Source organism: Micromonospora sp. NPDC049801 (assembly GCF_040656575.1).
Classification (GTDB): Bacteria; Actinomycetota; Actinomycetes; order Mycobacteriales; family Micromonosporaceae; genus Micromonospora.
On sequence record NZ_JBFAMS010000031.1, the window covers coordinates 1 to 21,222 of the forward strand.

The window sequence follows — 21,222 nt, forward strand, 5'->3', positions numbered from 1 at the left end:
GGGGGGGGGGGGCGGGGGGGGGGGGGGGGGGCGGCGCCATGTGTTGGTCCCCCCCCCCCCCCCCCCCCAACGCCGCCGGTCGTCGTCCGGGCCCGCCGCAGGCCGGCCAGTTCTTATGAAACAGGCCCTAGCCGGTTGGCTCCGCTCGGGCCGCGCGTCGCGGGAACGGACGGAGCCAGCCCCGCCAAACACAAATCGGTGCAGGTCCTTACAAAGCCTGAACATTGATATGCCAGGGTGCGAATATGATGAAAATTGGTATATCTTGGACACATCGCGTGAGACCGTACCGTCGGCGGCGACACCTGCTCACGGTCCTGTCGCTCGTCGGAGCGCTCACCCTGTCGGCCGGCTGCGGGCTCTTCCGGGACGACCCGGAGCAGCACGAGGCCGGACCGGTGTCCACCGTGCCCACCGGCTCCTCGACGCACACCCTCGTGGTCGACGGGCAGGAGCGCCGCTTCCGCCTCTACCGGCCGACCAACCTCGCCGGGTCGACCCCGGCACCGCTCGTGGTCATGCTGCACGGCGCGCTCGGCACCGGCAGCCAGGCGGAAACCTCCTACGGCTGGAACGCCCGGGCCGACCAGGAGGGCTTTGTCGTGGCCTACCCGGACGGGATGAGCCGCTCCTGGGCGGTCAGCCCGGACTGCTGCGGACCACCGGCCCGGGACGGCGTGGACGACGTCGCCTTCATCCAGCAACTGGTGGCCACCGTGGCCGACCAACTTCCGGTGGACCGCAGCCGGATCTACGCCACCGGGATCTCCAACGGCGGGATGCTCGCATACCGCCTGGCGTGCGACACGAAGCTGTTCGCCGCGATCGGGCCGGTGGCGGCGACCCAACTCGGCCCGTGCTCGTCACCGGCACCGATCTCCGTGATCCACCTTCACGGGATGGCGGACCAGACGGTGCCGTTGAACGGTGGTCCGGGCAAGCGGGACAACGACGGGACCGGGCGAAATCCGGTCAAGATCGACGGGCCGCCCATCCCCGACCTGCTCGGCCAATGGCGTACCACCGACGGATGCCCGGCGCCGGCGACGACCGCCTCAGGCCCGGTCCGGACCTCGGTCGCCACCTGTCCGGGAGGACGGGCGGTCGAGTTGGTCACCGTCGAGGGCGCTGGCCACCAGTGGCCCGGTGCCGCCGGCCCCGGACCGCAGGCGCAACGCCTGCTCGGCCTGGATCCACCCACGACCGCGCTGGACGCGACCGAGACCATCTGGCGTTTCTTCGACGCACACCCCCGAACCGGCGGCTGACCCGCACCGGCGGCCACTGATCCGACAGCTCACGAGAGGGAGCAGCAGATGCCCAGTAGTGGTGGCAGCCCGGCTGCGGTCGAGGTCGCCGACCTCGTCAAACGCTATCCCGGGAGCACGAACGCAGCCGTGGACGGGCTGTCCTTCACGGTTGCCGGCGGCGAGATCTTCGGGCTGCTGGGACCCAACGGCGCCGGCAAGTCGACCACCATCGGCATCCTCACCACCCGGCTGCGGGCGTCCGGGGGCCGGGCGCTCGTCAGTGGGATCGACGTGGTCGGTGACCCGGTCGCGGCCCGCGCCCAGTTGGCCGTCGTATCCCAGCACAACAATCTGGACCGGTCGCTGACACCACGACAGAACCTGCTGTACCACGCCGCGTACCACGGCGTCAGCCGCGCCGTACGCAACGCGCGGGCCGATGAGCTCCTGGACCGTTTCGGCCTGCAGGATCGGGCGGACAAACGGATCGAGGCGTACTCGGGGGGCATGGCGCAACGGCTGATGATCGCCCGCGCGTTGATCCACGAACCAGCGGTGCTCTTCCTCGACGAGCCCACCAACGGTCTGGACCCGCAGTCCCGCCGGCTGATCTGGAGCCGGATCCGCGAGATGCGCGAGCGCGGTGTGACGGTCGTCCTGACCACTCACCAGATGAACGCGGCCGCCGCTCTGGTCGACCGGGTCGGCATCGTCGACCACGGTCGGCTGCTCACCGCGGACACGCCGGGCAACCTGGTCAGAGGGCTCGCCGGACGATCGATCCTCGACCTGACGGTCACCCTGGCCGCGCTTGACGAACCGGACGAGCTGCTGAGCGCGCTCTCCGAGGTCTCCGGCGTACGCAAGGGCGAACGGCTCGCCGACCCGCCGCCGCCCGGGGCCGGGGCCGGGGCCGCCAAACTCCGTGCCGTCCTCGGCCTCGGCGGCGGGTCGGGGTTCGGCGCGGGCACGCCCGCCGCATTGACCGCGCTGGCCCGGGAGCGGGCCGTCGCCACGCTCGCCCCCGACCCGGGCGGGCGTGGGCGCGTCCGGATCCGGCTGCATCTCGCCGCCGACCCCGCCACCGTGCTCGGACCGGCGCTCACCGTCCTGACCACACGGTCGGCGACCCTCACCGACGTACGCATCGGCGAGCCGAGCCTCGAAGACGTCTTCATCGGACTGACCGGAAGGGACCCACGGTGACCGACCTCGACACCCCGCCGGTTGTCGCAACGAGCGCCACGGCGGCACCTGCGCGACCCAGCGCCCACCGGGCCTTCCTGGCCATTCTGCGCCGGGACCTGTTGGTCACCGCCAAGGAACTCTGGGTCATCCTGGTCCAGGTCGGCCTCACCCCGTTGTTCATGCTCTTCGTCTTCGTCAAGGTGCTCGGCGGGCAGGGCGTCGTCACCCGGAACTTCGCCGACCTGTTCCTGCCCGGCATCGTCGCGCTCGCCGCGCTCACCACCGCTTTGCAGAGCGTCGCACTGCCACTGGTCAAGGAGTTCGGCTTCACCCGGGAGATCGAGGACCGGCTACTCGCCCCGCTGTCGACGAACCTGGTAGCGGTCGGCAAGCTCGTGGTCGCGATGCTGCGCGGGCTCGTCGCCGCAGCCCTCATCTACCCACTGGGGGCGCTGATGGTCGGCTCGGCCCCGTGGCAGCCCGGACGGTTACCGATGGTCCTGCTGACGATCCTGCTCGGCGGATGGATCGGCGGCGGCATCGGCATGACGCTGGCGATGATCCTGCCCATCCAACGGATCAACATCACGTTCTCGCTGGTCGTGACCCCGATCATCTGGACCGGTTGCATCCACTACCCGTGGCCGCGGCTCTCCTCGATGCCGTGGTTCCAGACGGTCACCGCCCTCAACCCGATGACCTACGTCTCCGAGGGCGTGCGCGGGGCCATGTTGCCCGGCGTCGCGCACATACCGGCCTGGGTCTGTCTGCTGGTGCTGACCGGAGTGGCCGCGCTGGTCACGGTCACCAGCGTCCGAAGTTTCAGTCGGCGTGCCGTCCAGTGAACGGCACGGTCACCGCGTCTATCGGAGGTGTTCGTCGATGAACGTGCTGGAACCCCCCAGGTCAACGGCCCCCGCGTCGGATGGCTCGTTCGCCGCCTGGTTGGCCGATCGGGCCGGCCGGCTGCTGCTGCAGGTCCGCGCGGAGCACGGTCACCACGACCCGGCCGCGTTGAAGCGCGCGGGTGATCGGGCGGCGCACCAACTGCTGCGCGTTGAACTGGCACGGCACAGAAGCGCCGACGCCGTGCTCTCGGAGGAGGACGACGGCGCCCGGCAGGCCTGGGCAACGGGTACAGCCGACCCTCTGCCGGAGCGGCTGGGCGCCGACCGGGTGTGGATCGTCGACCCGTTGGATGGGACCCGCGAGTTCTCCGAGCCGGGCCGGACGGACTGGGCGGTGCATGTCGCACTCTGGCAACGGAACGCGCCGACGGAGCACCGCCTGGTGGCGGGCGCCATCGCCCTGCCGGCCCAGCTCCGTACCCTCGGCACGGAGACACCCCCGACCCGGCCGCCGGCGGTCAGCGGTCGGACCATCCGGTTGGCGGCGAGTCGGAGTCGGCCGCCGGCGTTTTTGACGAAGTTGGCGGACGAGGTCGGTGCCGAGTTGGTGCCGATGGGATCGGCCGGGGCGAAGATCGCCGCGGTTATCACCGGTGAGGTCGACGCGTACGTGCACGCGGGTGGTCAGTACGAGTGGGATTCGGCGGCCCCGGTGGCGGTGGCGACGGCCACGGGATTGCACGCTTCCCGCATCGATGGTTCCGCGTTGAGCTACAACGAGGCTGATCCCCGGCTGCCGGACCTGGTGGTCTGCCGGCCGGAGCTGGCCGCCCCACTCCTCGCCGCGCTGCGGCAACACCTGACCCCGGTGCCGGCACCGGCCACGGCAGCCGGGTGATCCGCGATGACGACAAACGACACGACGCCCGCGGCGGCGTACCGGGTTTCGCACCTGGACGCGATCGAGGCAGAGAGCATCTTCGTCATGCGCGAGGTGGTGGCCGAGTTGGAGCGCCCGGTCCTGCTCTTCTCCGGCGGCAAGGATTCGATCGTGATGCTCCGGTTGGCCCAGAAGGCGTTCGCGCCAGCCCGGATCCCGTTCCCGGTGATGCACGTCGACACCGGGCACAACTTCGACGAGGTGTTGGACTACCGGAACCAGCGGGTCGCCGAACTCGGCCTGCAGTTGGTGGTGGCGAGCGTACCCGAGGCGTTGGAGGCAGGTCTGGTCCGCGAATCCGCCGACGGGACGCGGAACCGGATCCAGACCCCGGTCCTGTTGGCGGCGGTGGAGAAGTACCGGTTCGACGCGTTGTTCGGCGGGGCGCGGCGGGACGAGGAGAAGGCGCGGGCCAAGGAGCGGATGTTCAGCTTCCGGGACGACTTCGGTCAGTGGGATCCGAAGAACCAGCGGCCGGAGCTGTGGTCGCTGTACAACGGGCGGCATCACCCGGGCGAGTCGATCCGGGTGTTCCCGTTGTCGAACTGGACCGAGCTGGACGTCTGGCACTACATCGCCCAGGAGCGGCTGGCGTTGCCGTCGATCTACTACGCCCACGAACGTACGGTGATCGAGCGCGACGGAATGCTCTATGCGGTGAACGAGTTCATCGTGCCCCGAGGTTCGGAGGAGCCGTTCAAAGCGCGGGTGCGGTACCGGACCGTCGGCGACGCCTCCTGTACCGCGGCGGTGCTGTCCGAGGCGGACACGGTGGACCTGGTGATCGAGGAGGTCGCGGCGACCCGGATCACCGAGCGGGGGGCGACCCGGGGTGACGACCGGGTGAGTGAGACCGCGATGGAGGACCGCAAGAGAGAGGGCTACTTCTGATGGCTACGACCGGGGTCGCGGTGGTCGAGGGCGCAGCGTCCGAGGGTCGGGCGATGGACCTGTTGCGGTTCACGACGGCGGGCAGCGTCGACGACGGCAAGTCGACGCTGATCGGTCGGTTGCTCTACGACACCAAGTCGTTGTTCACGGACCAGTTGGCAGCCGTGGAGGCGGCCAGCGCGGCCAACGGCGACGAGTACACGAATCTGGCGTTGCTGACCGATGGCCTGCGGGCGGAGCGGGAGCAGGGCATCACGATCGACGTGGCGTACCGGTACTTCGCCACGCCCCGGCGGAAGTTCATCGTCGCCGACACCCCGGGGCACATCCAGTACACCCGGAACATGGTCACCGGCGCCTCCACGGCCGACCTGGCGTTGATCCTGGTCGACGCCCGTAAGGGCCTGGTCGAGCAGTCCCGCCGGCACGCGTTCCTGTGCTCGCTGCTGCGGGTGCCGCACCTGGTCCTGTGTGTGAACAAGATGGACCTGGTCGGCTGGTCGCAGGAGGTCTACGAGCGGATCGCCGACGAGTTCACCGCGTTCGCGGCGAAGTTGGAGGTGCCGGACCTCGCCGTCGTCCCGGTCTCGGCGTTGCACGGCGACAACATCGTGACCCGCTCGGAGCACACCCCGTGGTACGAGGGCCCGTCGCTGCTGCACCACCTGGAGCGGGTGCACATCGCCAGTGACCGCAATCTGGTCGACGTCCGGTTCCCGGTGCAGTACGTGATCCGCCCGCAGTCGACCACGGTCACCGACTACCGCGGCTACGCCGGCCAGGTCGCGTCGGGTGTGCTGAAGCCGGGAGACGAGGTTCTGGTTCTCCCCTCCGGGTTCACCTCCCAGATCGCGGCGATCGAGACCGCAGACGGACCGGTCGCCGAGGCGTACCCGCCGATGTCGGTCACGGTCCGGTTGACCGACGAGATCGACATCTCCCGGGGCGACCTGATCTGCCGGCCCCACAACGGCCCGGCGGTCGCGCAGGACATCGAGGCGATGATCTGCTGGATGGACGAGGCCACCCCGCTGCGTCCCGGCGCGAAGTACGCCATCAAGCACACGACCCGTACCGCCCGGACCGTGATCCGCGAGCTGCACTACCGACTTGAGGTGAACTCGCTGCATCGGGACGAGGCCGCCACCGAACTCGGACTCAACGAAATCGGCCGGGTCCGCATGCGTACGACCGTCCCGCTGCTCGCCGACGAATACCGGCGCAACCGCACCACCGGCGGTTTCATCCTGATCGACGAAACCACCAACCGCACCATCGCCGCCGGAATGATCGTCGACACCAATTGACCTACGGTAAGGGCCCTTCCCGCTACCGGAAATCGGAGCGGAAAGGGCCCTTCGTCACGTCTCAGACGGTGAGGGTCCAGGCGTTGATATAGCCGGTGTCACCGGAGAAGACGTCCCGCACCCGCAGCAGCCAGGTGCCGTTCGCCGACTCGGTGGAGAGATTCGCGGTATAGGTGGCGTTGACGTTGTCGGCGCCGTCCAGGAAGCTCTGGTTCTTCAGCCGGTAGGCGGTACCGTCCGGTGCCACCAGATCGATGATCAGGTCGCCCCGGAAGGTGTGCACGATATCGACCGCCACGGTGGACGCCGAGGAGGCGCTACGGTTACAGCCGGTGATGACGATGCCGCTGGTCACCGCCGTGTTGCTGTCCGGTATCGCCACATCGGTGCCGTTGGTGCCCGAGCAGCCGCCGCCACCCGAGCCGGTCACGGTCAACGAGTACGTGGCGCTGCGCGTGCCCGCAGTGCCGGCACCGGTGACAGTGACGCCGTAGGTGCCGGCAGGGGTGCTCGCCGAGGTGGCGATGGTGAGCGTGGACGAGCCGCCCGAGGTCACCGTGGCCGGGCTGAACGAGGCGGTGGCGCCACTCGGCAGACCGCTCGCCGACAGGCTCACCGACTGCGCCGAGCCGCTGGTGGTCGCGGTACTCACGGTGGCGCTGACCGAGCCGCCCGGCGCGGTCGAACCGGCCGTCGGCGACACCCCGACGGAGAAGTCGTCGGCCGGTGGAGTGCCGCCGCTGCCCACGTAGAGCAACTGGTTCGGGGTGCCGGTGCCGACGTTGGTCACCACGTTCGGGGTGGAGTTGCCGACCAGGTAGTCGCGGACCTGCTGCGGGGTCCAGGACGGGTTCGCCGACAGCGCCAGCGCCGCCGCGCCGGCGACGTGCGGCGACGCCATCGAGGTGCCGCTGATCGTGTTGGTCGCGGTGTTGCTGTCGTACCAGGCCGAGGTGATGTTGACGCCCGGCGCCAGGATGTCGACGCAGGTGCCGAAGTTGGAGAAGCTGGCGGCCGCGTCGTTGTTCTGCGTCGCACCTACGGTGATCGCGGAGGCCACCCGCGCCGGGGAGTAGTTGCAGGCGTTCTGCCGGACGCCGAGGGCGTTGCCGTTGCCGGCCGCGACCGCGTACGTGACGCCGGAGTTGATCGAGTTGTTGATGGCCGTGTCGAGCGAGGAGTTGGCGCTACCGCCGAGGCTCATGTTCGCCACGGCCGGCTTGATCGCGTTCGCGGTGACCCAGTCGATGCCGCCGATCACCCCGGCGTTGGTGCCACTGCCCGAGCAGTTCAGCACCCGTACGCCGACCAACTGGACGCCCTTGGCCAGGCCGTACGTCGAGCCGCCGACGGTGCCGGCGACGTGCGTGCCGTGCCCGTTGCAGTCGTCCGCCGAGCCGCCGTCGACAGCGTCGTAGCCGGAGGTGGCCCGGCCGCCGAAGTCGTTGTGGGCGAAGTTGATACCGGTGTCGACGATGTACGCGTGCACGTTGGTCGCGGTGTTCGGGTAGGTGTACGAGCTGTCGAGCGGAAGGTTGCGCTGGTCGACGCGGTCCAGGCCCCAGGACGGGGGGTTCGGCTGTGTCCCGGAGATGCGGACCGTGTGGTTCTGCTCGACGTACGCGACATCGGGGTGCGCGGCGATCCTGGCCGCCGCCTTGGCGCCGGCGGTGATCTCGAAGCCGCGCAGCGCCGTGGAGTAGGTCCGAGCGACCGCTCCGCCGTGCTGACCGACCAGCCTGCTGGCGGTGGCACCGACCTGCGCCCGACTCACCGCGCTCTCCTTGAACACCACGATGTAGCTGTCGGTGACAGCCGTGGCACCGCCGGCACTACGGATGTCGCCTTCCGGTTCGGCCGCCACGGCCGGCGTGGCCGCTGTGAGGGCCAGCATCGCGACGGCGCCCACCACAATTGATCTTTTCGGGAGACTCATTCTCCCCTCCCTCCGATTCGGCCCTTCGTCCGCTCGCCCACGACGAGGAATCGATGATGGCCGATTGAGAAGAGATTACTAAATGATGGCGGCAGAAGACAGATCCAGGGCCCCCTATACCGCTCATAAGATGGAGGTCAAGGTATGGCAATTCATTCCAGATCACGGGCTTGGTGGTCATTCCGAGACGAGCCATCGATTCGTCGCCAACCTATGCGCTTCAGCTACCCTCGCCCCGTTCGGAAGGCCGGAGGTTGACTATCCGCCGCGCCGGCGCGACCGGCCCGGGTTGTCACTCGACCTGAAACGTCGCGGTCGATGCGAGTCGCAGGGTGGCCCCAGGCCGAAGTGAGTGTCGTATGCCGGGTTCAAGCCGCCGTTGGTCCAGCCAGGTACCGTTCGTGGAGTACAGGTCGGTCACCGTCGCGGCCCCGTCCGGCGCAGTCGTGACAGCCGCGTGTCGTCGCGAGACAGCATCATGGCCGGACAGCGCGGCCGCCGCGGGCGAACCGGGGTCCCGACCGAGGATCAGGGTTACTCCGGCCTCGAGCACTGTCTGCCACGGCGGGTCGAGCAACGCGATCATCAGGACGGTTTCGAGCACACCGAGGCAGTGCGGGCACATCCGGCTCCCCGGCGGACACGCCGTTCCGCACGACGGACAGGTGATGTCCACGGCGACCGGGTCGATCGGCTGCGGGGTGACGAGGTTGTCTACCTCGATGACCGCCGAGACGGCGGTGAGGTTCGCATAGCAGTCCGGGTTGCCGCACACGATGTCACCGGAGCCGACCGGTGCGCCGCAGGCGCGGCAGATCAGCCGCTCCATGTCGATTCCCCGACGCCGATGCCGCGGGCCCTCAGATGATCGGCGATCTGGTCGAGCTCGCCGGGCCGCGGGATCCCGACCAGCCACAGCCGGCCGTCGAGCACGCCGGTCTGCAAGCCTGCCCGGACGAGCCGAGCGGCCTCGCCGTATCGCTGGTGGCCCAGCGGGCTGAGGGTGATGACGCGTTGGTTCGCCGAGCCACGCAATGGGGTGTCGCCGTTGTTACGCCGCTCGACGTACCTACCCGCGACCACGGCGTCGCAGCTTGCGCGCAGCTCTGGCAGCCGTGCCGCACGCGACCAGCCGTATCCCGTATAGAGCAGGATGTCGATCGGCCGGTTGTGCCGCCAGGTGGTTATCCCGCGCAGGAGCGCGGCGAGCGCGACCGGCTGCTGGAGCGGTTCGCCGCCGGAGATCGTCACACCGTCGATCCCTTGAGGAAGTGAGGTGAGCCAGTCGAGCACCTCCTCGACGGGGACCGACCGGTCGGGGCGGCGAGGCCAGGTGTCCCGGGCGAGGCAGCCGGTGCAGGCGAGGGTGCAGCCTTGCAGCCAGATTCCGGCCCTCCTGCCGTACCCCAGGGTGGTGACCGGGTGGTGGAGGCGACTGATCTCGATGGTCGTCATGACAGCTCCACGGTGATGACGTCGGCCTGACGCCGCCAGGCCGTCACGACGAGCGACGTCGTGTCGCCGGACGCCGGCGCGTCGCCCGCCGGTACCGCCAGCCGGTCGAACAGGGCGCGGGCCAGCGGGTTGACGAGCGCGGTCTCCAGGGCGGAGCCGATCCCCCGGCCGCCTCGGGCCAGGTCGCGCGTGCACTCCCTGAGCACGCGCGCATGGACCGGCTGGTCAAGCGTGACCGACACGTGGTGTTCTTCGCTGAGGCGCCGGAGCACGTTGCCGAGTTGGAGTTCGAAGATCTGTTCGGCCGCTTCCGGCCCGATGAAGTCGAATACCACGACATTGTCGCCGAGGCGGTTGAGCAGCTCGGGCCGACCGAGGACCCGGGTGAAGTGATCCTCGATCGCTGCCCGCACGATCGTCTCGACCTGGTCGTAGGGAGTGCCCGGCGTAGCCGTCTGCGTCAACTGGCCCGTGCCGTCGTCGACGTACATGCCGAGGTTGCTGGTGAAAATCAGGATGCATTCGGAGAAGTGGGCAGTACCGCCGCGGCCGTCGGTGAGCCGGCCGTCCTCGAGGATCTGCAGGAACTTGTCGAGGATGCGCGGGTGGCTCTTCTCGATCTCGTCGAACAGGATCACCCGAAAGGGTTGCTGACGCACGGCGTTGGTGAGTTCTCCGCCGGCTTCGAACCCGACGTAGCCCGGTGGAGCGCCGATCAGCCGATCGCCGGCGTGCTCGGCGGAGAACTCGCTCATGTCGAACCGCAGGTAGGCCGCCTCGTCGCCGAACACCACATGGGCCACTGCCTTGGCCAACTCGGTCTTGCCCACCCCGGTCGGACCGGCGAAGAACAGAACTCCGCGCGGGCGTGCCGAAGCCCGTGCCGCGTGGGCGCCGGACAGGCCGAGAGCGGCGCGTTTGAGGATGTCCAGGGTTTTGGTCACGGCTTGGCGCTGGCCGATGATCCGCTGGGGCAGGGACCGTTCCCCGTCGCGGATCCGGGTGTGCAGGTAGTCGCGGCGCCAGGGATTGTCCAATACCCCGAGCTTGAACGTTCGGGTCGCGTCGGGCCACTGCTCCGGGCTCAGCCCACGATCGCGTGCCAGCCTGGTCACCTCGATCATGCCCTGCAGGGTGAGTCCTTCGGACTGCTCGGCGAACGAGCGAGCCCGCTCGTGCAGCGTCGCGTCGGGGATCTGGCCGTGCAACAGCCGGCGGGCGCAGCGTTCCCGATCGCCGTAGTCCGGTCGGGGCAGGCTGATAACGCGGATCCGGTCCTTGCCCGCGGTCAGCCAGGCCGGCAGGTCACTTTCGTTCTCCACCAACCAGATCATCGGGTTGTACAGGCTCTGGGTCCGACCGGATTCGGCCGCGACCGGCCGCGCCGACCGGGCCAGCTTCTCCATGCGGCGCAGGAACTGCCGCTCGGCGTCGTCCGGATCGCTCGGATGCCGCAGCAGGTGCGCCGCTCGGACGATGGCTGCCGCCCGCACAGTGGTGCGTGGCTGGGCGATCGCGGCGAGCTGGACGAACAGCGCGCCGAGGTCGGGCGTCGGGCCGCCGGGACGATACCCGTCGCCGAGGAGGGCACGGGTGGCAGTCGTCACGTCGCTTCTGCCGATCTGGTGCACGACACCGGAATCGATCAGATCATGATCGAGTACGAAGGTGTAGCCGCTCCGGTCCAGCAGCTCACGTATCACGTCGGTGAGGGAGAGCAGCCGCACCCCGGTCGGTGTGTCGATGAGGTACGAATCGTGGGCGTTGCCCCACAACACGTACTGCGACTGGGTCGGCAGTGTCGCGTGCAGTTCGCGGGCGAACGCCGGCCAGCCCGCGAGGTCGTCGATCACCGTACGTCTCCCTCCGCCTCGCGGCTTCTGAGCCGCCGCCGGGGCTCAGTGCGCTGCTGCGGCGCCGTGCGGGGCGTGGGTTCGGCGCCCGGGTGACGCAGCTCGGTGTGCGAGCACGGCAATCCGGCCTCCCGGAGAGTGGCCAGTGCCTGTTCGAGGTCGGCGCACCAGCGGTGCTCGGCTGCCGTGTCGGCGTGGGGGTTCTCGCCGGGTCCGGTCCGGTAGACCATCGACTGAATCCTGCGTGCCCTTGCGTCGACTTTCAAACGCACCAGGTGGTCCGCGTCGTCGGGTCGGCTCACCGCGAGCCTGCCCGTGCTGGGTTGCCCGACGCTGAACTCGGTGCCCACGCTGTAGCCCAGCTCGGTCAGCGCGTCCGCCACAGCGTCCTGGACCGCGATCGCCAACGCTCGCTCCTCCATCTCCGACCGCAGTTGCTCAACCTCGTTCAACAATTGGTCGTTGAGCTCCGCCCGGCCGGACACCACGTCGACGAGGCCCGCCCTGGCCCGGTGTAGGGCGCCGGTGTCAAGATCCTGCTGCGCCGCGTACGGTTCCATCGCATCCAGCAGTTCCGCCGCGACGACGGCATCCGAGCGCCGGACCCGCACCAGCTTGTTGGCCTCCTGTACCCGCAGTTGCACCTGCCGCAGGCGCGGCCGTCGCTCGTCGGGCCGGCGCCAGACGTCAGCGGCGGCGGCCTCGGCTCTGGCGCGGCCCTCGGCGGCAGCCATCGGGTGCAGGCCCGCGAGGATGCGCACCACGGCGGCAGCGGGGTCCGAACCACCGCCGGGCAGCGGCTCCGGCTCGCCAATCCCGTCCGCCGCGGTCCGCAGCGCCGCGGCCGACACCGGTGGCAGCAGGTCCGCGAGACCCCGTGCCGCGGTGACCGCCCGGGCGGCGGCGGCGCGCCTGAACACTCCCGCCAGGACCCGGTCGACGTCGTCGCACCAGGCGTCCCAGACCGATTCGGACGCCGAGACGGAGGGCTCAGCCAGCGCGGGCTCCGCCGGCAGTCCTTGCTGTGCGAGGGCGGACGCCGCATACGCCGCGTCGACCCGGGCGGCGGCCCGGCGTTCAAGTCGCAGTTCCCAGGCGTGGACGGCCTGGTCCCGCTGCGACTCCTGGGCGGCGACGGCCTGCCGCCGTGCGGTGGTGTGTGCCCGGATCCGCGCGTTGCGGGCGGCTGCCTCGGCTGGGCTCACCTGGAGTAGCTCGCCGAGTGCCGCCGTGGCGCGGATTCCGACGATGGTTGCGGCGCCGATCACGGCCGCCACCGGGAACACCACCACACTGCCAGCGCTCATTCCGCTTCGCCCCCGTCTCGCCGCTCAGTGGGTTCGCTGCCGAGCAATTCACGGCTTCGTTGTCGCCGGAACTGACCGAAACGCCATATCCGGGTGCCGGTCCAGCCGAGATGCACCACCGGCCCGATGAGCGCGACCATGGCGACGGCCAGTAGCGCTGCCGACCAGAGGAACGGGCTGCCGCAGCAGCAGGCCAACGCCAGCACACCGAGCAGCAGCGGCGGAGCGCCGCCCCGGACCCGGTTGGCGCCCCTGCGAAGCGCCGCCCAGCCGGTGGGTACACGACGGACCAGCCACCGCATTCGGTCGAGCGCGGACCAGCGCGGATGGTAGAAGGATCCAGTCCGCACCGCGAGGCCGACCTCGGCCAGGGTGGGCACCAGCCATTCCGCGACGGGGATCGACATGTCTCTGATCACGAGACGTGGGTCGGGAGAGAAATGGGGCAGGAACACGGGAGCGGCGACGACCAGCGCCCAGATCATGGAGGCCGCCGCGGCGAGCGACAGGGCCTTCGGCCGCCCGGCCCTGAGCTGCTTCAGTTCCTCGTCGAGAACGCGCTGTCCCCGGGTACGGGCCTCGACGATGCCGGCGCACTCCTGCACGGCGGCGGGGACGACCGTCAACACACACAGCGCGCTGGCCACGTCGGTCACCGGAGGCAGTGCCTCGAACCAGTCCAGGTGCTCGGTGACCTCTTCGCGATCCCGAACCGCGCCGTCCAGCAGCGGTCGCAACCGATCCGGATCGGCGGCGACGCTGAGCAGGACGGCCCGGTGCTCGGTTCGACGCGCCGCCAGCATCGACGTAGCCTGTGGTGGCAGATCGACCCGGGTGGCGAGCGCGTCGAGGTCCTGTGCCGAGCTCCGCCAACGGGCGTCCACCTGCACCAGGGCCTGGCCGTCGCCGAAGTCGGCGAGCACCGGCAGGAGCGAGTACCGCCACAGGTCACGCACCGCCGAGGCCGCCCGGCCGTCCGGCTCCCGCACCGCCACAGCCGCGACATCGGCAAGGTGCTCCGACCCCACTCGTAGCCCCAGGTAGGTCGCCGGTTGCCCCCGGTCCAGCCAGCGCAGCAGGTGCACCATTCGCACATCGGGGGTGTGATCCGGGTGGGTCAACGCCTGGTCGATCAGCCGGATCCGTTCGTCGACATCGTCGTCGAACTGCTCCAGCCAGGCGCGCAGCACGCGCCACCCCTCGCCGGGGTCTCTTCGCGTGCCGACGCGTCGCAGGAACATGTCCACCGCGTCGCTCCAGTGGGCCGCCATCGCGCGTGCGACCTCCGAGCGGGTGCGGTAGGGCACCCCTTTCAGGATCAGCGGCGTCGCACGTCGCGTCGAGGCCGGACGGTGCACCTCGGGCGATCCGCCGGACAGCCACCGCCGGACCTGCGCCTCACCCCACCGATGGTCCGGGTCGCTGACCAGGAGCCCTTCGCAGAGAAGCCGCAGCCGGTGGTCCGCGACGCCGTCGACGGATGCGCCTCGGACCGTCACCTCGTGCTGGATGATCCGCTCGTCGAGACCCTCGAACGGGGCTTGGCCGGTGGCCAGTTGCCGGACCACCACACCGACGGCCCACCAGTCGCCCGCCGGGGAGTAGGCGCCGGCGAAACTCTCCGGCGCCGCATAGGCGAACGTCACGCCGCGGCTGGTGAATCGCACCGATGCTGGACCGAGATACCTGCTCAGTCCGAAGTCGGCCAGCGCCAGCCCGAGGTCCGGAGGAAGGCTCCGGACCATGATGTTCGACGGTTTGAGGTCGCCGTGCACGATGGTCGCCGAGTGCAGTTCGCCGAGCGCCTCGGTCAGCTCGGCGACCACGTGCCGCAGCAGTTCCGGCGGCACCGGGCGGGGATCCTGGCCGATGAAGTCCGCCAGGGTGCCAGCCGGTAGATACTCGGTCAGCTCCCAGCGCCGGCCCTCAGCGACGCCGAAGTCGATGGGCGTCACCAACCTCTCGCTGCGCAGCCCGATCAGCCGGTCGACCGCGTCCTCGTCGACGACGATCCCCGGCCGGTAGATCTTCAACACCCGGTCGTCGCCCGCCGCGTCGCGTAGTAGAAAGACGTCGGCCTCCGCGCCCGCCGGCAACGCCGCGAGGACCGACCAGCCCGACACCCGGTCGGGCAGCCGCAGCAGACCGGCGCTCACCGGTACGGCCACAGCGGACTCGGCCGGGTGCTCCCGGCGTGTGGCGGGAACCTGTGGCCCGGGGTCGACGGCCCGATCGGTCTCGCGGCGCGTCGGCGGCACGTCACCCTCGGCAGGCGGTCGCGGGTTCACCTGCCGCCTACCGCCCGCTCGATCGCGTCGTGGCGTGGTGACCCGTCGCGCTGGCGCCAGCCCTACTCACGGCGGATCCCCTATGGACAGCGGGTGCGAACCCACGGCCACCGACTGATGACCGGCGGCCAGCGTGGTCTCAAGCTCGCGCAGGAACGAGTCGATCTCATCCGCGATCCGGTCGGTCCGCAGTCGTTTTATGCGCACGTACAGCACCCACGCCAACGGTCCGAGGATGGGGACAACAACAGCCGCCACGACACCGCCCAGGATCCAGACCGGGCCCGCACCCTGACGACTGAATCCCCACGGAAGCAACAGGGCGGGGAGAGTGACGGTCGGAAGTTGAAGCGAGATGAGAAGGATGAAAAAAACGTCCATCGACTTGATCTGGTTGACCCAGCCTCGCCGGGTCTCCTCGCGCAGACCTTCCATCGCCTCCTCGAGGCGCCCATGCAGCCACGCGGTCTGATCGCGCTCCAGGCGGGACAACGGCAAGGATCGGGAGGCCGAACGTTGCCGGTACTGTGCCATCACCCGGAGGGCGCGGCCACCGGCGGCCTCACCGCGGGCCGGGACAGCCGGCGGCCACTGCCGTGCAGCCTGCTCAAGGATGAGGTAATAGCCACCAACAATCGGCATGGCCATAAACACCAGGACAAATGAGATCAGGAAGCTGAGGCTTTCCCCGGTCGCATAGGGGGCCACCACCACACCAAGAATCAATCCCAGGACGAAGGTCATCGCCATGCCCTGCCCCAGCAGCAGGGCTGCCGGGTTCGCTACCACGACGGCGCGTTCGAACCTGTTCAAGGATTCCGCCAGATGCAACGCCGCAGCCAAGAGGGCAACAGGCAGCAGGGCGACGAAAAAGACCGCCAGTGCGTAGGTCTGCAAAATCTCACCGAGCGAATGTGGTTCTTCTGCTCGTGAGTAGTAGTACGGAAAGGCGGCGAGGATCGCTGGTCCGACCGCACCGGCGAGAATCCTCGTCAGCCGTCCGGAAACCCCGGACTTCTTCGCGGGCTCCTCGGGCGGAATCCAGGTCGGGTGGACGTGCGCCTCCAGCGCCTCGATCAACCGGGTGACGTCGAGGCGGAACGTGCCGTGCCGGATACGCTGCGACTGGCGTGCCGGAAGCTCGCGCATGTCCGCCGGAAGGTCATCCGCCACCGGGACAGGAGTCTCGCCCAGCAGGACCGGGACGACAACCGTGCCCGGCAGCCGCAACGCCTCCGCGATCTCCCAGCGGACCCAGTCCTTCGCCGGCCAGGTCGCCCGATGCCGGGTCTCCGCCAGCCAGCCGGGACCGATGATGGCGATCAGCACCTCGGCGTCGCTCAGCCGGGCCCGGAGCTGGTTGGGGTACCGCTCGCCGACGGGGATGGACTCCACATCCAGGAACACCTCGGTGTCCCCGAAGTGCCGCCGGAGCCGGTCGGCGAGCGCCTCGACCAGAGCGGGTTCGCTGCCGTCGCCGGCCTCGCGAAAGTGGCGACGATAGTTCACGAAGATGCCGCTCATGCTCACGCGATCCGTCGGGTGGAATCGTCGGCCGGTCCAAGTCCGTACGTGTCGGCTCGCGCCGACGGCCTCAGGACCTCGGTGAGCCGGGCGGTCAACGGTGCGACCGTGGGGTCCTGGTACCAGGGGGCCAGCAGCCGACGCAGTCGGCGCAGGTCGGTCCGGATGGTCGCCGAGTCGACCAGTTCGATGCCGTCCAGCACGTCCGGAGCGAGTTCCAGGGCCGCATCGAGGTCGCCGGCGCCGACGTGGGCGAGCAGTCGGCGAACGCCGTACCGGGCGCGGGCCCGGCCCGCCGCCGGGCTGATCCTGAGCACCTCCCGGTCGAGGATGTGCGCCGCCTCCCGGTACGACCCGAGATCGACCAGCCCCCACCCCTGCACGATCGCCGCCGGATCCGGCATGTTGCCCGACCCGAACACTTGCGCCCCGCCGGCCAACTGTCGGTGCGCCCGACCCACCTCCACCACCGCCGCGTGGAAGTCGTCCGACCTGCCGATGAGGGCGGAGCCCTGAGCGACCCGTTCCATCGCCAGCCGCCGGAGTTGCGGCGGAGCGTTCGCGTCCCTCACCACTGGCGCGACAGCGGTCAAGGTGCGCGCCGGATCGTCGTCGTAGAGGGCGATGTCAGCCTGACGGATTGCGAACAACCGGCCAAAATCCCGGTCACCGCCAGCCTCGGCAAGAGCGACAGCGGTGCGGGTCCATCGCAGACAGGCCGCGTCGTCGCCGGCCTCCTGTGCCATCCAACCGGTGAACTCGGCGTACCGGGCGGCCAGGTGAAGAATCTCCAGGCGTTCGGCCAGCATGCTGACCTCGGCGAGCCCTCGCAGAGTCCGCACCTGCGCGGCGAGGGTCGGTAGCAACACCCGAGGGCTGGTCGTCTGCGCCGCCTGACGCATCCGACGCAGCAGCTCTTCGAACGGTGGCGCACCGTCAACCGAGCGGTCCGGCGGCGTCGACGCAAGCCACGCCGCGGGCAGTGGGACGGGATTCGGGTCCGCTCCCCGGGACAGCGCCACGGCAGACCGGCCTCGCGGATGCCCCGGCGACTGAGAGCTGATCTCCAGGGCCGCGTCGTTGCGGAGGATCATCACCTGCAGCCGTCCCAGGTGCGGGCTGGGAGTCAGCCCCAGCTCGGTGAGCCGGTGGGCCAGATGCTGGTATTCCCGGAGGGCGTCTGCCTGCCTACCGCCGCGGTACAGCGCGACCATCAGTTGCCCGACGAGTCGTTCCCGCAGTGGGTGTTCGGCGACCAACCCCGTCAGTTCGGAGGCCATCGCCTGGTGGTGACTCAATCGCAGGTGGACCTCCACCCGCTCCTCCAGGCCGCAGATCCGGCGCTCGTCAAGCTTGGCCGCCCAAGCCTCGATCCACGAGGTCCGCACCCCGTCGAGCGCCACCGCTCCGCGCCACAGGCTGAGTGCCTCGTCGTACGCGTCGATCGCCGCCTGGTCCTGGTGGCGCCCGCTGAGCCGACGAGCCTCGTCGAGGAGCTTGTCGAAGACCAGCGCGTCGAGGTCGCTCCGTTCGACGTTGATCTGGTAGCCCTCAGGGGCTCCACTGATCCGCTCTCCTTCGGCCTCTCCGTGGAGTTGACGCCGCAACTGCCAGACGCAGTTCTGCAGCTGTCGTCGCGCTGTCGAGGGAGGGTCGTCCCACACCACCCGGACCAGCCGATCGTGCGTCACCAGCCCGTTCGGCCTGGTCAGCAGCCCCGCCAGAATCCTTCGCTCCCGATGACCACGCAGGACGACAGGGCGGCCGTCCCGGAGAGCCCGCAGCGGACCGAGCACCGAAAACTTCACTGGAGCCTCCAGCCATGGGAGAACCCGAATATACGCGGTCATCGTTTCGACCACCTCGGCAATTCGGGCCGCCCAGACCACCCTGCTCGTTGGCGGAAGGCACATCTGCGGTATCGGCATGGCGCCCTCACTCCCTCCACCGCACGTCGACCCTTCCACCTCGACTGAAGCAGAGTCGGGCGCGGTATGGGAGCGCCGCATACCAGAACGGTGAACACGTCGATGCCGGAGAAATTCGACTCTCGCTTCTGATGGGAGCATGCGGCGGAAGAGGGGCGAACGAATGAACGACGACGTCGGGACCTGCGTGTTCTGCCAGATCGGTGCCGGCACGGCAACGGCTCTTCGGATCTATGAAACCCCGCAGACGATGGCATTCGTCCCGCTGCTACCCGCAACCGCCGGGCACACGCTGGTGATACCTCGCAGGCACGTGACCGACCTGTGGGCCTTGGCCTCGGAGGACGTCCAGCCGCTGATGGACACCGTTCTCGACGTGTCCCATGCCATCAGAGAGGCACTTGCGTCGGACGGTCTGAACCTGATCATTTCGGCCGGCCAGGCTGCCTCACAGACGATCCCGCACCTTCACATACACCTGGTTCCCCGCTGGCACGATGACCCGATCCAGGCCATCTGGCCGGCGCGGGCACCCACAATCGACAGCGCCCGGCTTGAGCGGACCGCTGAACGGATCCAGGCCGCCATGCCGCCCTGTTCCCGGGCGTCTCGGCCCGCAGCAGGGGGACGACATGTCGGCCAGGTCTGACACCCGGACCATGACGGTCAACTGCGCCTCGCCACGCGGGTAAGCCACCGACCGCGTACGGGAAATGCGGCGGTGGCCAGTCCACTCAATGCCTCCGCGGATCTCAACGTTTGCCCCATGCGCTGGCCGCTCATCGACGATCGCCAGCGGAAAGGCATAAGGACCGGACCAATATGCGAATGCCTGGCCGTATGACCAGGCACCAAGGGAGGAAACCGTGAAACTCAACCGAAAAGTCGTGCACGGACTCGTGACTGCGGCCACCGCCTGCAGCACCACGCTGATCGCCTTCCCCGAATCGGCGTCGGCCGGGGTCGAAACCAACTGCACCGTCCGCTCCGGCGGTCCGGTCGTCCTCTACTACGGGCAACAGCAGCAGGGCGCCTCCATCTGCCTCAACGGCCTGATCAACGACATGAAGAGCCCGGCTCTCTACTTCGGGCCGTCCGGGTCCGGCCACGGCACCCGGGTCTGGAACAACGCCGGCTCGGCATCGAACTACGACACGACGTGGCGGCCGGTGATCTGGTCCGAGCCCGGCATGACCGGCCCGTCGTACGCGCTGGGCGTCTGCTGCGATGCGGGCAGTGCGCCGTACAACCTCGCCGGTCTCACCAACGACAACCGGTCGCTTTCCTGGTCCCCCAACTAGCCATCATCCAGACACGTCAAACCCTCGTGGCACGTGACGCCGTCGGCTCTGTCGCCGCGGCGTCATGTGCCACCGATTACAGCCGGGGGCAGCGAACATGGCATCGCACGGACGAAGAACCGCCCGGTGGGGCGCACTCATGCTGCTGCTCGCAACCGCGGCGGCTTGCTCCCCCGACCCGGACGGCACAGCTGAGCGTGGTGGCGTGGGTGGGATGACCATCACCAGTCCGCCCGCCGTCACCGAGATGCGCAGCGCCGACGGTGCCGCGGGACTGGTCCTGCCCATCGCGGCGTACCGGCTCGACGGCGAGCAGCGCGTCACCCTGGACCGGGCTCGATCCATCCTGGTCAACGACTGCATGCGACGCTTCGGGATCGATCGCGGACAGCCCGCCGCAGCCACCGGCGGCGCGGGCCCTGAACCGATGTCGCGCCGGTACGGCGTCACCGACCCGGCCGTCGCCGCCAGGTGGGGGTACCACCTCGCACCGGGCGAAGGCAGCGTCGCTCGCACAAAGCCGGGTGCCGCCGTGCCGCCCGCCGAAATGCTCGTCTGGACCGGCAGCGAGGACGGCCGCCTGGCGCCAGCCGGCCAGCCCACCCGCACCTACCAGGGGCACGAGGTGCCCGCGGGCGGCTGCGCGGGCGAGGCGGGCCGCAAACTGCAGCTCACGAGCCCCGAGGACATCGCCGAGCACCTCGTCACCTCGATCGACTTCAACGCCTTCGAGCAGGCGCGGGCGGACCACCGGATGCGCCAGGTGTTCGGCAGATGGTCTGCGTGCATGCACGAACAGGGCTACCACTACGTCGACCCGTTGACTGCTGCGGCAGCCGCGGATCTGCGCCCGGCCACGCCCTCAACCGCCGAGAAGCGGACCGCGACCGCGGACGTGGCGTGCAAGACCCGTAACAACGTCGTGGGCGTCTGGTTCTCAGTCGAGTCCGCGTACCAGACCGCGATGATTCAGGCGCACGCCCAGGATCTGCGCGCCGCCCAGCAGAGGATCGCGGTCGTGGTCCGGAACGCGCAAGCCGTGCTCGACCACCTCGGCGGGTGATCGGGCGTGGGATACCACGACTCGGTCTGATCCCCGCAGCATCTCGACCCCGCCGGCGACGGCGACGCTGTCTGGGCGCGGGCGCTGCCGGACCGCAGCGCCGCTGCGACTCGACGAGAACCGGCCGGGCTGAGGCCGGCAGC

Annotated in this window: 17 protein-coding genes; 9 read left to right on the plus strand and 8 right to left on the minus strand. The window is 69.5% G+C overall.

The window, feature by feature from the left end; genetic code table 11:
- The first annotated feature begins 278 nt into the window (after nt 1-278).
- Genes AB0I89_RS32615 through AB0I89_RS32640 form a run of 6 tightly spaced genes read left to right on the plus strand, consistent with a single transcriptional unit; the run spans nt 279 to nt 6,424 of the window.
- Nucleotides 279-1,268 carry a PHB depolymerase family esterase gene (locus AB0I89_RS32615; protein WP_357134583.1) on the plus strand — a complete coding sequence of 330 codons (990 nt, stop codon included), beginning with the start codon at nt 279-281 and terminating at the stop codon, nt 1,266-1,268.
- A gap of 48 nt (nt 1,269-1,316) precedes the next feature.
- A complete protein-coding gene (locus AB0I89_RS32620) occupies nt 1,317-2,456 on the plus strand; it encodes an ABC transporter ATP-binding protein (RefSeq protein WP_357134585.1) in 1,140 nt (379 codons plus the stop codon).
- Entirely contained in the window at nt 2,453-3,283 is an 831-nt protein-coding gene (locus AB0I89_RS32625) for an ABC transporter permease (RefSeq protein ID WP_357134587.1), read from the plus strand. The genes AB0I89_RS32620 and AB0I89_RS32625 overlap by 4 nt, the downstream gene beginning before the upstream one ends.
- A 37-nt stretch (nt 3,284-3,320) precedes the next feature.
- Nucleotides 3,321-4,184: a 3'(2'),5'-bisphosphate nucleotidase CysQ gene (locus AB0I89_RS32630; RefSeq protein ID WP_357134589.1), complete on the plus strand. Its 864-nt coding sequence runs from the start codon at nt 3,321-3,323 to the stop codon at nt 4,182-4,184.
- A 6-nt stretch (nt 4,185-4,190) separates the two neighbouring features.
- On the plus strand, nt 4,191-5,117 hold the full coding sequence (gene cysD, locus AB0I89_RS32635) for a sulfate adenylyltransferase subunit CysD (RefSeq protein WP_357134591.1): 927 nt from the start codon (nt 4,191-4,193) through the stop codon (nt 5,115-5,117).
- Complete coding sequence (locus tag AB0I89_RS32640) at nt 5,117-6,424, plus strand: GTP-binding protein (protein WP_357134592.1); 1,308 nt, start codon at nt 5,117-5,119, stop codon at nt 6,422-6,424. The genes cysD and AB0I89_RS32640 overlap by 1 nt, the downstream gene beginning before the upstream one ends.
- 61 nt (nt 6,425-6,485) lie before the next feature.
- On the opposite strand, the gene AB0I89_RS32645 is transcribed toward AB0I89_RS32640, so the two are convergent.
- From AB0I89_RS32645 to AB0I89_RS32680, 8 genes are all read right to left on the minus strand, one after another.
- Nucleotides 6,486-8,360, minus strand: a complete 1,875-nt coding sequence (locus AB0I89_RS32645) for a S8 family serine peptidase (RefSeq protein ID WP_357134594.1) — start codon at nt 8,358-8,360, stop codon at nt 6,486-6,488.
- Between the two features lie 292 nt (nt 8,361-8,652).
- Nucleotides 8,653-9,189 carry an FHA domain-containing protein gene (locus tag AB0I89_RS32650; protein WP_357134595.1) on the minus strand — a complete coding sequence of 179 codons (537 nt, stop codon included), beginning with the start codon at nt 9,187-9,189 and terminating at the stop codon, nt 8,653-8,655.
- The gene (locus AB0I89_RS32655; RefSeq protein WP_357134597.1) at nt 9,177-9,815 is read right to left on the minus strand and encodes a 4Fe-4S cluster-binding domain-containing protein; all 639 of its coding nucleotides are present in this window, start codon (nt 9,813-9,815) and stop codon (nt 9,177-9,179) included. Before AB0I89_RS32655 ends, AB0I89_RS32650 begins: the two co-directional genes overlap by 13 nt.
- A complete protein-coding gene (locus tag AB0I89_RS32660) occupies nt 9,812-11,542 on the minus strand; it encodes an AAA family ATPase (protein WP_357134598.1) in 1,731 nt (576 codons plus the stop codon). Before AB0I89_RS32660 ends, AB0I89_RS32655 begins: the two co-directional genes overlap by 4 nt.
- A 122-nt stretch (nt 11,543-11,664) precedes the next feature.
- Complete coding sequence (locus AB0I89_RS32665; protein ID WP_357134600.1) at nt 11,665-12,975, minus strand: hypothetical protein; 1,311 nt, start codon at nt 12,973-12,975, stop codon at nt 11,665-11,667.
- Entirely contained in the window at nt 12,972-15,143 is a 2,172-nt protein-coding gene (locus tag AB0I89_RS32670; protein ID WP_357134602.1) for a protein kinase, read from the minus strand. The genes AB0I89_RS32665 and AB0I89_RS32670 overlap by 4 nt, the downstream gene beginning before the upstream one ends.
- Nucleotides 15,144-15,329: 186 nt before the next feature.
- Nucleotides 15,330-16,787 (minus strand): toll/interleukin-1 receptor domain-containing protein, encoded by a 1,458-nt coding sequence (locus AB0I89_RS32675; RefSeq protein WP_357134604.1) that lies wholly within the window; start codon nt 16,785-16,787, stop codon nt 15,330-15,332.
- Nucleotides 16,788-16,789: 2 nt separating this feature from the next.
- Nucleotides 16,790-18,595 carry an AfsR/SARP family transcriptional regulator gene (locus tag AB0I89_RS32680; protein WP_357134605.1) on the minus strand — a complete coding sequence of 602 codons (1,806 nt, stop codon included), beginning with the start codon at nt 18,593-18,595 and terminating at the stop codon, nt 16,790-16,792.
- Nucleotides 18,596-18,878: 283 nt separating this feature from the next.
- On the opposite strand from AB0I89_RS32680, the gene AB0I89_RS32685 reads away from it, so the two are divergent.
- The 3 genes from AB0I89_RS32685 to AB0I89_RS32695 all read left to right on the plus strand — a co-directional run bounded on the left by AB0I89_RS32685 (nt 18,879) and on the right by AB0I89_RS32695 (nt 21,079).
- On the plus strand, nt 18,879-19,364 hold the full coding sequence (locus AB0I89_RS32685; protein ID WP_357134607.1) for an HIT family protein: 486 nt from the start codon (nt 18,879-18,881) through the stop codon (nt 19,362-19,364).
- A gap of 217 nt (nt 19,365-19,581) precedes the next feature.
- Complete coding sequence (locus tag AB0I89_RS32690) at nt 19,582-20,016, plus strand: hypothetical protein (RefSeq protein WP_357134609.1); 435 nt, start codon at nt 19,582-19,584, stop codon at nt 20,014-20,016.
- 214 nt (nt 20,017-20,230) lie between these two features.
- Complete coding sequence (locus AB0I89_RS32695) at nt 20,231-21,079, plus strand: hypothetical protein (protein WP_357134610.1); 849 nt, start codon at nt 20,231-20,233, stop codon at nt 21,077-21,079.
- Nucleotides 21,080-21,222 lie beyond the last annotated feature (143 nt).